General features: G+C 58.4%; 6 protein-coding genes and 4 pseudogenes. 4 read left to right on the forward strand and 6 right to left on the reverse strand.

The genetic code is table 11. The annotated features are described in order from the left end of the window. Positions 1–178: 178 nt before the first annotated feature. Entirely contained in the window at positions 179–874 is a 696-nt protein-coding gene (locus BM317_RS06615; protein ID WP_092164610.1) for a pirin family protein, read from the forward strand. A gap of 72 nt (positions 875–946) precedes the next feature. Here BM317_RS06615 and pgm read toward each other — a convergent pair whose 3' ends face one another. The 4 genes from pgm to BM317_RS06635 all read right to left on the reverse strand — a co-directional run bounded on the left by pgm (position 947) and on the right by BM317_RS06635 (position 7372). Then, a complete protein-coding gene (pgm, locus tag BM317_RS06620; RefSeq protein ID WP_092326467.1) occupies positions 947–2593 on the reverse strand; it encodes a phosphoglucomutase (alpha-D-glucose-1,6-bisphosphate-dependent) in 1647 nt (548 codons plus the stop codon). 91 nt (positions 2594–2684) lie between these two features. Beyond that, positions 2685–4082 carry an aminotransferase-like domain-containing protein gene (locus tag BM317_RS06625; protein WP_092473596.1) on the reverse strand — a complete coding sequence of 466 codons (1398 nt, stop codon included), beginning with the start codon at positions 4080–4082 and terminating at the stop codon, positions 2685–2687. A 96-nt stretch (positions 4083–4178) separates the two neighbouring features. Beyond that, positions 4179–5669 carry a hypothetical protein gene (locus tag BM317_RS06630; protein WP_092473598.1) on the reverse strand — a complete coding sequence of 497 codons (1491 nt, stop codon included), beginning with the start codon at positions 5667–5669 and terminating at the stop codon, positions 4179–4181. 677 nt (positions 5670–6346) lie between these two features. Continuing rightward, a complete protein-coding gene (locus BM317_RS06635; RefSeq protein ID WP_092164618.1) occupies positions 6347–7372 on the reverse strand; it encodes a zinc-dependent alcohol dehydrogenase family protein in 1026 nt (341 codons plus the stop codon). A 257-nt stretch (positions 7373–7629) separates the two neighbouring features. Between BM317_RS06635 and BM317_RS06640 the strand changes: the two genes are divergently transcribed. The 3 genes and pseudogenes from BM317_RS06640 to BM317_RS06650 all read left to right on the forward strand — a co-directional run. After that, complete coding sequence (locus tag BM317_RS06640; RefSeq protein ID WP_014338228.1) at positions 7630–8544, forward strand: LysR family transcriptional regulator; 915 nt, start codon at positions 7630–7632, stop codon at positions 8542–8544. 303 nt (positions 8545–8847) lie between these two features. Further along, positions 8848–9453, forward strand: a pseudogene (locus BM317_RS06645) (IS5 family transposase); the annotation flags it as partial. A 49-nt stretch (positions 9454–9502) separates the two neighbouring features. Continuing rightward, positions 9503–9655 (forward strand): annotated as a pseudogene (locus BM317_RS06650) (transposase domain-containing protein); the annotation flags it as partial. Between the two features lie 2313 nt (positions 9656–11968). On the opposite strand, the pseudogene BM317_RS06660 reads toward BM317_RS06650, so the two are convergent. Together BM317_RS06660 and BM317_RS06665 are read right to left on the reverse strand one after the other, a co-directional pair. Then, a pseudogene (locus BM317_RS06660) lies at positions 11969–12161 on the reverse strand (IS3 family transposase); the annotation flags it as partial. A 79-nt stretch (positions 12162–12240) separates the two neighbouring features. Then, a pseudogene (locus BM317_RS06665) lies at positions 12241–13097 on the reverse strand (IS5 family transposase). Positions 13098–13157 lie beyond the last annotated feature (60 nt).

A 13157-nucleotide genomic window follows, 5' to 3' on the forward strand; every position in this document is an offset into this window, starting at 1 on the left:
GTTCCACCCAAAAGCTTTTAAGTCATGGGTTTAGGCGATGAAGTGAAAGTTGGCTCACGATTTCATATCTGGTTAGCCGATAGGTTTGACGCGTTTTTTACGCTTTTTGTCGATGATTTCCTTCGCGAGAATAGCGCCATCAACCATTGCTTTCGCTCCCAGCGAAAAGGACACCAACATGCTCGAACTCAGGCCCTTCGCCACGTTGGGCGCCGCCAACCACGGCTGGCTGGATGCCCACCACCATTTTTCGTTCGCCGAGTATTACGACCCGCAACGCATGCACTGGGGCAACCTGCGCGTCTGGAACGACGATGTCATCGCCCCCGGCAGCGGTTTTCCCCAGCACCCGCACCGGGATATGGAAATCATCACCTATGTGCGCGAAGGCGCGATCAGCCACCAGGACAACCTGGGCAACAAGGGCCGTACGGAGGCTGGCGACGTACAAGTCATGAGCGCGGGCACAGGAATCGCCCACAGCGAGTACAACCTGGAGTCGACGGCCACGCGCATTTTCCAGATATGGATCATTCCCAACGAAGAAGGTCTGGCACCGTCGTGGGGCGCCAAACCGTTTCCCAAGGACTCGCGCGAAGGCTTCGTGACCTTGGCCAGTGGCAAGGCCGACGACGACCAGAGCCTGCGCATTCGCGCCGACGCGCGACTGGTAGCGGCCAATCTCAAAGCGGGTGAAAGTGCGGAATACCGGCTGGACGCCGGACGACGAGCTTATCTTGTGCCGGCCACAGGATTGATAGAAATCAATGGGTTGCGCGCACAAGCTCGAGACGGTGTTGCGATTGAAAATGAACGGATGTTGCGGGTGACCGCGATCGAAGACAGCGAAATCGTGCTCGTGGACCTCGCCTAACCCAGCATCGCTGCACTGCTGCTCTTGTGGCGCGGGAGCAAGCTCCCTCGCCACAAGCTCACATCACAGGTATCACTTGCTGGTGATCGCCCCATCCACCAACGTTTGCGCCTCAGCCACCAGTTGCTTGAGGTGCGCATCGCCAATGAAGCTTTCGGCGTAGATCTTGTAGATATCCTCGGTACCGGACGGACGCGCCGCGAACCAGCCGTTTTCGGTCATGACCTTCAGGCCGCCGATGGCCTGGTCATTGCCCGGTGCATGGCTGAGGATGCTCTGGATCTTCTCCCCCGCCAGTTCGGTAGACGTCACCTGATCCGGCGACAGCTTGCTCAACAGGGCCTTCTGTTGCGGGTTGGCCTTGGCATCGACGCGTACCGAGAACGGTTCGCCCAGTTCGTCGGTCAGGGCGCGGTAGGCCTGGCTTGGGTCGCGACCGGTGCGCGCCGTCATTTCAGCCGCCAACAACGCCGGAATCAGGCCATCCTTGTCGGTACTCCAGACACCGCCATCCTTGCGCAAGAACGAAGCACCGGCGCTTTCTTCACCGCCAAAGCCCAGGGAGCCATCGAACAGGCCGTCGGCAAACCACTTGAAACCCACCGGCACTTCATAGAGACGGCGCCCCAGGCGCTTGGCGACGCGATCGATCAGGCCGCTGCTGACCACTGTCTTGCCCACGCCCGCATCGGCACGCCATTGCGGGCGATTCTGGAACAAGTAGTCGATGGACACCGCCAGGTAATTGTTCGGCGCCAACAGGCCGCCGGACGGCGTCACGATGCCATGGCGGTCATGGTCCGGGTCGCAGGCGAAGGCCACGTCGAAACGCTCCTTCAGGCCAATCAAGCCTTGCATGGCGTGGCTGGAAGATGGGTCCATGCGGATCTGCCCATCCCAGTCGACGGTCATGAAACGGAAGGTGGAATCCACGTGGGTGTTCACCACGTCCAGGTCCAGACGGTAATGCTCGGCAATGGCCGGCCAGTAGCGCACGCCCGCGCCGCCCAACGGATCGACGCCCAGGTGCAACCCGGCGGTGCGGATGGCATCGAAATCGATGACATTGATCAGGTCCGCCACGTAAGTGTTGACATAGTCGTGACGGTGGGTGGTATCGGCCTTCAGGGCCTGCTCGTAGCTGACTCGCTTGACGCCGGCGAGCTGGTTGGCCAGCAGTTCGTTGGCCTTGGCTTCGATCCACTTGGTGATATGGGTATCGGCCGGGCCGCCGTTGGTGGGGTTGTACTTGTAGCCGCCACTTTGCGGTGGGTTGTGGGACGGCGTGATGACGATACCGTCCGCCAGGCCCGAGGTGCGTCCACGGTTGTAGCAGAGAATGGCGTGGGAAACCGCCGGCGTCGGGGTGTATTCATCCCCCTCGGCGATCATGACGGTCACACCGTTGGCCGCGAAGACTTCCAGTGCGCTGGCGCCCGCCGGGGTCGACAGCGCGTGGGTATCGATACCGACGAACAACGGCCCGTTGATGCCTTGCGCTTCGCGGTACAGGCAGATTGCCTGGCTGATAGCCAACACGTGCCACTCGTTAAAGCCCAGGTCGAAGGAGCTGCCACGGTGACCGGAGGTGCCGAAAGCCACGCGCTGGGTCGCAACCGAGGCATCGGGTCGGCCGGTGTAGTAGGCCGTCACCAGTCGCGGGATATCGATCAACAACTCTGCCGGTGCCGGCTTGCCCGCAAATGGACTGACTGTCATGCAAAACCTCTGAGTGGAGTGGCTCGGGAAATGGGGTTCAGTTTACTGACAGTTCGACCGTGGCGCGACGGGTTCGATCCATCGCCGCCGATTACGCTTGTTCGAGCCTCAGGGCGTCGGCCAGCGCGCAGAGTGCGGCATCCAGGTCCTGGGGCCCATTGAGCGCATGGGTCAGACGCATATGTTGCCCATACAGGCCATGAAGGCTGAACAACTCCCCCGGGGCGATGACGATTCGCTGGGCCAGCAGCCGATGGAAAACCCGCCGCAAATCAACCCGTCGCGTCGAGCGTATCCAGATCGTCGCGCCACCTTGGGGTTCTGCCCATTGCAGGCTATCGCCCAGCCGTTCGCGCAGCAATTGTGCGGTCGAAACCGCGCTTTCGCGCAGCAGGCGCCGCAACACCAGCAAATGCTGGTCAATCCGCCCATTGCTGTACAGCCGGGCGATGGCTTTCTGGCGAATCGGCGACAAACGAAACGCGCGCAACAGGAAATGTCGTTGCAGGTGCAGGGTCATCTGGCGCGACAACACGTAGCCATATGGCGCCTCTGGACCGATGGTCTTCTCGAACGTGGAGTAGACGATCAATCGGTCCGGGTCGAGCAAGTCCCGAAAAGGCGTCGCCCCGGCCTCGAACGCCAGGTCTGTATGGCTGTCGTTCTCCAGCACCCAGGTGCCATGCCGTTCCAGCAAGTGGGCGATGGCACGACGGTTCTCTTCAGGAACCAGCGAGCCCGTTGGCATGTTCAGGACTGACGACAGCACCACCAGGCGCACCGTTTCGCTCTCCAGCAGTTGCTCCAACTGCTCGATGTCGATTTCCCCGCCAGCCAGCAGTGGCAGCTCGATGATGTTGATGTCGGCCGCCTGTAGCAGGCGCAACACAGCCCAGTCGCAGGGCGACTCGATCAGTACTGTGGCGCCCCTGAGTGCCAGCACGGCGATCAGGATCTCCAGGACACCCCGCAGGTCGGCACCGATGTAGACGTCATCGGCATTCCAGCAACGGGCCGGCGAAGAGGTGTAGCGGGCCGCCAGTGCGGTACGCAGCTCCAGCTCGCCCCAGGGTTGCGAGGGCGTCTGCGAGGAACGTGGGTACTGGCGCAGCAGCTCGCGCTCGAGCAACAGCATCGGGCTGTCCAACGGCTGCATCGATGCTGGCTCGTCTGCACTGAGCACCAGCATCCCGGGCCGCCGGGCATTGACGTACACGCTCTCGAGCAAATCGTCCCCGCCATCCAGGGTCGTCATGCTGGGTGCCGGCAGCGCGTAATAACCGGACTTGGCGATCGAGTAGACCCGCCCTTCCTTCTCCAGCAATGAATAAGCGTACTGGATGGTCGATATCGACACGTTCAGACGCTCGGCCAATTGCCGCAACGAAGGCAGGCGCACCCGCGCATCGACCTCCAGTTCGTTGATCAACGTGGTCAGGTAGCGATAAACCGCCTGGTAGGCGAAGTCTGTCTCCCGGCAACCTTTCATGGGGTCACGCCAGGCGAACAGGTTGCAGTCGGCCAGGCCGCAACGCCGGGCATCACGACCAGGGACGAGGTAGACGAGTCCATCAAACCTCGTTCCTCAGTGCCTTGCCGAGCGTTCGTTCGGCTCATCGGCGGCCTGCCCGGCTTCTACGGTATCAACGTCGTCAAGGGCCTGCTGCAGATCAACTTCCGGAACTGCCTCCGGCTGTTCCGGCACGGTGACGCTCGCCCGGTACAGCTTGCCAAGGATGTCGATGGGCAGGCCACTGACGTCGACCATCCATTGCGCGATCTGATCGGCGACCGGCGCGCCCTGCATGGCCTTGTGCAGGTCCGGCATCGCCACCAGCATGCCCGGGTGGCAACAGCGCAGGAAGTGTTCCAGGCCCTCGCCCTGCCCCACGAATGGCGCGAACAGCATGCACACCAGTTGTGTTTCGCTGAGCCCCAGGACCCTTTGCGCTTCGAGGGCGGCGTAGGCGCGGCGCTCGGGAATCGCCGAAGGTGAGCCGAACAACGTCCGGGCCTGCTCGCAGGCGTGTTCCGGCAGTTGCTTGCGATGCATGATCATGATTGCCCGCTGCACGTAGTCGCTGTATCCCGTTTCGTAGCTGCGCCCTTGCACGTAGCAGGCCTGCAGGCCATGTAAATGAGCCGACAGCAGCGGGCTAAGGTATTCGTTTTCAATCGCCGAGGGCATGAGGCCATCGGTCTGCACTCGCAGGAATTCGTTGAAAAGCGGCCAGTTGGTGCCCTCCAGGCGGTCGACGATCAGGTCGTCGATGCCGATGTGGCTCATCCGCCGGCAGGCCTCGAAATGCCCCTCGGGCTTCCAGGCGCCAAGGCGCTCGGGACCGTAGAAATGCTCGTAGAGGTCACGGCTCAAGGTATCGAGGTGCGCGAAGAGGCTGTCGAAGCACCCGATATTGTCGGTCGGCAGACCGATTTTGCGGGCCGCACGACGCAGGCCTGAAATGAACTGTTTTTGCTGGCGCGGCGTATCGCTGCTGACCATCGAGTCCACGCCAGACTCCCACCGGGCCATGTGCCGATAGAATTCGGCCATCGCCAGGTAACCGTCGTTCCCGATCTCCAGGGGACTGTCGACCGAACGAAGGTGCCCCAAGGCCAGCAGGTCCATGCGATTGGCCTCGTGCCCCGCCACCGACAAGGGCTGCCGGTGATTGAACGGCAATACCTCGCGGTTATCCGCCATCAGCAATTCGACCCGGGGATCGTCATAGACAAACAGTGCGCTGTAGCAGCGGTGGATGTTCTCCAGCGTCGCCTGGGTGGTTTCGCTCAGGCGCGGCGTGGCGACGCGCAAGGCGAAGGTCACCGGATGCCGGCCCGCGATGCTCAACTGGGCGGCCCGCAAGGCGGTCAGTACATAAAAGCTCTCCCGGCTCCCGTTCTGGACCGTCAACACACGATAATCGCCAATCCGATCAATGCCCCCGGCGGCGACAATCAAGCGCTGGATCAAAAGCTGCAACGCGGTCCGTTCGGCCCGGGAATAAAAACCCAACAAACGTTGCAGTATCTGTTGATATACGTGAGTCATTGCCTGCTCATGAATTGCACTCATAGCCATTTACCTGAAATTCAACTATCGGCGCCGCACCCGCACCAACGTGACCGCGCGACGTGTTGGTCTGAATGAATCGTTCTAGTACTCAAAGAGTATTAGCAATACGCCCAAGCGTTGCTTGTCGTAATTATTTGATACATACGCAGAAAGTCACCCCATGCGCCTGGGTGCCGCCGCTGCGGGCCTTTAAAACGCGGGGCCTTGCCGGGCTAGCGGTACGTCCTAGGAGAATTCCGACAACGTCCCACAGACAATGAGTACGAGAAATAAGGAACTTACCGAACTTTAATTGACCTTCTACCCCACCCTGTTTTCTCCAGGATCGATAGATAGCCCCGTGCCAATTAACGCTCGCTGTACCTTGAATGCGCCTTGAAGGATGAAAGCCTTCGAAAAAGTTACACCGCACCACGACTTCTTCCTTGATATGGAAATCAGCGTTCAATTATCAGGACTTAAATAATGATTAGAAGATACAGATTGAGGGCAAAAACCAGTTCAGATGTTCACCGGCAAACCGTTTCTGCTTCAAGCGAACCGGGACAGGTTGCTTGAGGGGCACTGCGAGGCACAAACGCACCGCCGTCAGGCTGCCAGTGCGTGGGAAAGGAGGGATGGAGATCGAATCGAAGGCAGCGCAAGAGCCCGGCGATGACTCTTGCGCAAGACAGGTATCAGGCGGGGTCGACGACCTGAAGGGCAACGCGCTCACGGCAAGGGCATTCACCCATGTACCGGTGCGCTTCGACAAACTCGGAGAACGGGAAAACCCGAGTCTTGAGTGGCAACAGCACGCGATCGGCGGTCAGTTGGTTGATATCTCGCAATGCTCGCTGCAACGCCACCTGGTCCTGGAGGATGCCCAGTTCCGGTTTGCCGGTAAAGTTGCCGATGCAGTGCACGAAGAACTGAATATTCTTCTGGAACGCCGCGCAGGCCGGGAACGGCGTCTGGTTGCCGCCCTGCAAGCCATACAGCACCAGGCTGCCACGGGGTGCCAGCACATCGCCCAACAGCGACATCTGCGGCCCGCCAAGGCCGTCGAATACCACATCGACGCCACGGCTGTCGGTGAGCTTGTTGATTTGCATCAGCAAGTCCTGCTCCTCGGTGACGATGACTTTCTCGGCGCCCAGCGACAGCAGGTATTCACGCTCGTCAGCTGTCTTGGTGGCCGCAATCACCCGCACGCCCAAGGCCTTGCCCAACTGGACAAAAGACGGGCCGGCGCAATGACTGGCATCGGTGACCAGGGCGAATTGCCCCGGTTTGACCCGCGCCAGGTCCATGTAGGCGAAATAAGCGATCAACAGCGGCGTGTAATGCACGGCGGCTTCGATCGGGCTGAGCACGTCGGGATAACGGGTCAGCGCGGTGCGCGGCAGTACGATGACTTCACCGTACACCGGATAATCGTTCGGGCTTTCGGCTGGAAAACTGGCGACCTTGTCGCCCACGGCCAAGTCATCGATGCCGTCGCCGACGGCGGTGACCACGCCGGCCATTTCATGGCCGAGCCCCGAAGGCAGACGTGCCTGGGAGGACGCCAGGTTCTGGCGCCACAAGGTGTCGTACCAACTGATGCCGATCGCTTCGACGCGGACCTGCACTTCTCCTGGCGCAGGAAGAGCCGCCGCATGCTCTTCGCATTTGAGCACCTCGGCACCACCAAACTTGTGAAAACGGATCGTGCGGGACATCGCAAACCTCGTCAAAGTAACCTCTAATGCCATGAACTCTATCCGGGCTTTGTGGCCAAGACTATCAGTGGCTATTAATAGTCGACATGCCTGTCATTGATTCCGCAGCAAGAAAAACCAACCACTCCTGTAGGACTTAACCTAAGAAAACTCAATTAGCCGGTGCAGAGTACCAGCCTTTCCCCGTAAGATTCATGCCGGCCATTGTTCCCATATGGCCGCTCACGTCAAGCTTACCGAATCTGCCAGGACCCCAGATGAATCGTAATGACCTGCGGCGTGTCGATCTGAACCTGTTGATCGTATTCGAAACGTTGATGCATGAACGCAGCGTGACTCGCGCGGCCGAGAAGCTGTTTCTTGGCCAGCCGGCCATCAGCGCCGCACTGTCGCGCCTGCGTAGCCTGTTCGATGACCCGCTGTTCGTGCGCACCGGCCGTAGCATGGAACCATCGGCCCGGGCGGTCGAAATCTTCGCCCTGCTCTCTCCGGCCCTGGATTCGATTTCCACGGCAGTCAGCCGCGCCGCGGAATTCGACCCGGCCACCAGCACCTCGGTGTTTCGCATCGGCCTGTCGGACGACGCCGAATTCGCCCTGCTGCCCATGCTCCTCAAACGCCTGCGGGCCGAAGCGCCGGGCATTGTGCTGGTGGTGCGCCGGGTCAACTACATCCTGATGCCGGGCTTGCTGGCGTCCGGTGAAATCTCCATCGGCGTCAGCTACACCGACGACCTCCCGGCCAACGCCAAACGCAAGGTCTTGCGGCGTAGCATGCCCAAAGTATTGCGGGCCGACACCGCGCCGGGACGACTGACCCTGGACGAATTCTGCGCCCGCCCCCACGCCCTGGTCTCCTTTGCGGGGGACTTGAGCGGTTTCATCGATGAAGAGCTGGCAAAACTCGACCGTAAACGTCATGTGGTGCTGGCCGTGCCGCAGTTCAACGGCTTGAGCACCCTGTTGTCGGGCACCGACATCATCGCCACCGTGCCCGACTACACCGCCGACGCGCTGACCGCCGCCGGTGGCGTACGCGCCGAAGACCCGCCCATACCGGTGCGCAGCTTCGAACTGCATATGGCCTGGCGGGGGTCTCAGGACAATGATCCTGGGGAGCGCTGGTTGCGTTCGCGGATTCAGATGTTTTTTGGCGACCCTGAGAGTCTTTAGGTGTCGTCGGGCAGGCTGTTTAGCTGATCATTTTTGCCTTCACAAACCATGGAGCTCCATCCACTTCCAGTGGGTTGCTACATTGGGGGCACATCTGAGGGCATGCTTGGGATGGTTTGAAAAGGATGCCCCCAGTCTAAGGCCCAACAGTTCCGTTCTCGAAAAGTCTCCCCTGCGCCGTTCCCAGCCGCCGTGAGCGCTAGGTTCTGTACGAAATCCCGAGAAACCCAATTGCCGCCCCTCAAACGCTGAGATTTTGTAGAGTCCTCCGCCATCGACGGAAAGGAATTCTGTGATGGCAAACACCTGAGATTGAATGAGCAAGGCTTGATCGATCTGCAAACCTGGATGATCGACTCACCGCAGCACGCGCAACCCGAGCCTCATCTGGCTCTCTGAAGGGGGCCTGACGAGCCTGCCGATCACGCTCTAGGCCGCAGCCGCGGCGGCCTGACAACAAAAATCCACATGCTTTGCGACGCCAACGGAACACCCTTGCGCTTCCTTTCCTCTGGCGGTCAAGCCAGTGACATCAGCTATGCCCAGCCATTGCTGGACGAGGTCGGCATCCCGTCGAGCCAACGTGGGCGCCCGCGAAAACGCTGCAAATGGTTACTTGCTGACAAGGGCTACGACGCCGAGGCACCTCGCCGTTACTGCGACCAATATCGAATGCAGCCCGTCATCCCGCTGCGCTCAATGAAGCGCAAATCCAAGCCCGGCTTACCCAGACTGTTTGATAGGCCCAAGTACCGACAGCGCAACATCATCGAGCGCATGTTTGGCTGGCTGAAAGAAAACCGCCGCATCGTGACACGCTTCGACAAGCTCGCAAAAAGCGATGCCGCCATGGTCTCGCTGGCTTGTTCCATGCGGTGTTTGCGACATCTCTTTTCGTACGGAGCCTAGGCAGATCTTGATACGGTGCCCCGTCAGCGATTGCACCGTTAGATGGGCATCCACCTCGGTAATCTCATTCGCCCGCTGCGTCGGCAGCGCACGCATGAACAGGCGTGATCCGTACGCGTATCTCAAGGATGTGCTGAAGCTGTTGCCGACGCAGAAGGCCTGTGAGATCGAACAACTGCTACCGCATCAATGGATTGCCTAAATCCACTGCACTGCCCTTTGACGCCAGCCTTAGGCGTGAAAAACATCGATCCTTTATTTGCGCGGACAAGCTCTACCGGACTTTTAGCCTGATAGGCCAGCTCTGCATTGAACAAATTCAAATCAACCCCACCCTGCGCATCGAAAAGCGCCCCAACGCGCCCCGTGTAATAAGCCGCTAAATCTCGCATCGCTCCATACATCCAGGGTGAGGAATCCACGGTCATCGCGACTGTGCCGTATTGTGGAAAGTGCGGACAATCGTCTTTGGCGATGCCTGAAGTGCCCGGCCCATTTTTTCGTATGAACCCATACATTTCACATGAGGCCGGCTCGGCGTTTGCCCACATCGGGCTCTTTACATCCGAAATTGGTTTGGTACAAGCATCACTCAGCGCCTTAGCGCAAAGGCCTATGCCTTTGGAACAAGACTCTGAGATATCACGCAACGAGCGAACGACTCCCTCGTTACCTATCGCCGGCTTTATAACGAAAAGCCTGGCGAAATATTTTCCTCGCGCCTTCTCCTCCACACTCGGCTCGACGCAAGCGCCACCATCAACCGGGCTTTCGACAATGCACCCAAGCAGAACAGGGTGACGCCAATTGTAAATATCGTACGCGTGTGTAGGCTCACCCTTTTCGGTACAGAACTCATCAAAGTCTTCAAGACCTGGCAGCCGAAGCGAAAGTCCTTGCTCACGTATCTGCGTTTTCAGGCGGCAGACATCATGCATGTTGCCGCCGCGATCCTCTGCATGATCGGAGATAATAATGTTGGGCACGCCACGTCGGATCAATGCATAAGCGCCAAGGTTTTCAGACTGGCCGCCATCAGATAGGTGTATGAAGGTTGAGTTCTTGGGAGCTTTCAGACGGTCAACGTAATAAAGCGGAAACGGCAGTGCCATATGACCAAAATAGGCAAAATCCTCCACGTTCGGATTTTGGTATGAACTCCCCCAGTTCAAGGTCGACACCTTCATGCCTGCTGCTGCGAAATTTCTCCAGGGAACACTCATCTCCCCCTTTTGCTGGTCATCGAAAAAAGCCGCCGACGAAACAACCGCCTCTGTAGGCGTGATACCTTCAAGTTCACCTTCTTTGTAACCGTACAAACCTGACCCAAATCCATACGGTGTAAATTCGAAGGACGTAAAACGCAAATCGGACTGTCCACCAACATCGAGAACAGACCGATCCTCTCCTGCGGTGGTATTGATGATCCACATCGGCGCGCCCTTCTCTTCGTACGTTCGCCGAATGTCTTTGAAAGTCAGTTGACGCGCCTTCCTGATATCACCTTCACGACGTATCTCGCCGTTCGTGAGCAATGGCTTCACACACCCACCGTCCTGACAGAGCGGCGGACTCGCGCCATAAGTACGCGCTATGCCTTTGGCATACGCACGCTGAGTTGATGACACATTCCACTGCCAATCGAAGACGATATTGGGAATGACATTGATGACTGCCGAGGCTACCAACAGAACCGTGTTTTCCACGATCTCGTTGTTGATGCTGCCATCCTCGTCAGTGGTGTCGTAATTGAATGAGCGAGCACCGAACATATTGCGCCCGGTACTGAAGAGATCCTGATAGGCCCGTATATAGTTCTGGTATCGATAAGGATCATTGAGATCCTTCGCGCCTGGCGCAGTGAAAGGAACCTTGTGTTCATAATTAGTGAAGTTTTCAGGGGGGCATCGCTCAAGGTTCAGAGGATGTCCCTCAAACATTTCAACGTATCGAGAAGGCAAGCAATCCGCGAAAAATGGGTTCAACCGCGCAGGATAGAATTTCCCGGGAGCTCTGAATTCGTCCCCTGTATCCAGAACCAATCGCGAGTAGTACCAGTAGCCTGCGTAACCTCCTCCAGAGACAGTTGACAGGATATCGACTTTCTTCATTAGCCCAGTGCTGTGCATGCCTTGAAGCACTCCCATCGCAAAACTGGAAGCTTTGGTCCCTCCTCCTGCCAATGCTAAACCGAGGTTTGGAGGTGCTCTCCTACCTGCCCCTTCTCGTTCGTTACGAAATAAGTAATCCATATGGGCGGGCTCGAAATAGCCGCTCTTGACCTCATAACGAGCATTTTTCTTCAACCAGTCATCCTGCGTCGGAACTGCAGCGCACCCGGACAGAAGGATGAAATACAACGGAACGTAGACACTAGGGACTTTGCACATCGCGGCAAGCATCCTTCCATGGGGGATGCGCAGAGCATAGATGAAAGTTTGCGTCATACACTGAGCGCGAGGGCTTAAACAAATAGACACTGAATCGCCCCCGCCCCCATAGACATTTTCCAGACTCAAAGTGAGGCACTTTCAAAGGCCTCAGGACTTGACGCCGCCCAGGTGACTGTGACGACGCGTTCGGTTGTAAAACGCTTCGATGTAATCGAATACGTCGGCACGGGCCATGTCCCGGGTTTTGTAGATCCGCTTACGGATACGCTCTTTTTTCAGGCTGCTGAAAAAAGGCTCCGCCACCGCATTGTCCCAGTAGCTACTCGAAAGCGCCTCGGGCAGTAGCATGTAACTCAATAGCTCGAAGACGGGTCGGCTTTGCCGCTCAGCGATCCTAGGCTCTGTACGAAAAGAGATGTCGCAAACACCGCATGGAACAAGCCAGCGAGACCATGGCGGCATCGCTTTTTGCGAGCTTGTCGAAGCGTCTCACGATGCGGCGGTTTTCTTTCAGCCAGCCAAACATGCGCTCGATGATGTTGCGTTGTCGGTACTTGGGCCTATCAAACAGTCTGGGTAAGCCGGGTTTGGGTTTGCGCTTCATTGAGCGCAGCGGGATGACGGGCAGCATTCGATATTGGTCGCAGTAACGGCGAAGTGCCTCGGCGTCGTAGCCCTTGTCAGCAAGTAACCATTTGCAGCGTTTTCACGGGCGCCCACGTTGGCTCGACGGGATGCCGACCTTGTCCAGCAATGGCTGGGCATAGCTGATGTCACTGGCTTGACCGCCAGAGAAAAGGAAGCGCAACGGTGTTCCGTTGGCGTCGCAAAGCATGTGGATTTTGGTTGTCAGGCCGACGCGGCTACGGCCTAGAGCGTGATCGGCAGGCTCGTCTGGCCCCCTTTTTTCCGAGCGCCAGATGAGGCTCGGGGTGCGCGTACTGCGGTTGAGTCGATCATCCAGGTTTACAGATCGATCAAGCCTTGCTCATTCAATCTCAGGTGTAAGCGTTTGAGCATCTGATCGAACGTTCCCTGATTTCGCCAGCCGCGAAACCGTTGATACACCGTTGACCATGGGCCGAAGCGCTCCGGCATGTCTCGCCACACAGCACCCGAGCAAAGCACCCAGAGCACACCATCGAGCATCAGGCGGTCGCTCAGGCGCGGCCGCCCTCGGCCATGAGTTTCGATGAAGAGGCCGGAGACCACACCCCAGGCCTCATCCAAGAGTTCGTAACGCTTTGCCATCACAGAATTCCTTTCCGTCGATGGCGGAGGACTCTACAAAATCTCAGCGTTTGAGGGGCG

The organism is Pseudomonas sp. NFACC24-1 (assembly GCF_900115235.1).
Lineage (GTDB): Bacteria > Pseudomonadota > Gammaproteobacteria > Pseudomonadales > Pseudomonadaceae > Aquipseudomonas > Aquipseudomonas fluorescens_AA.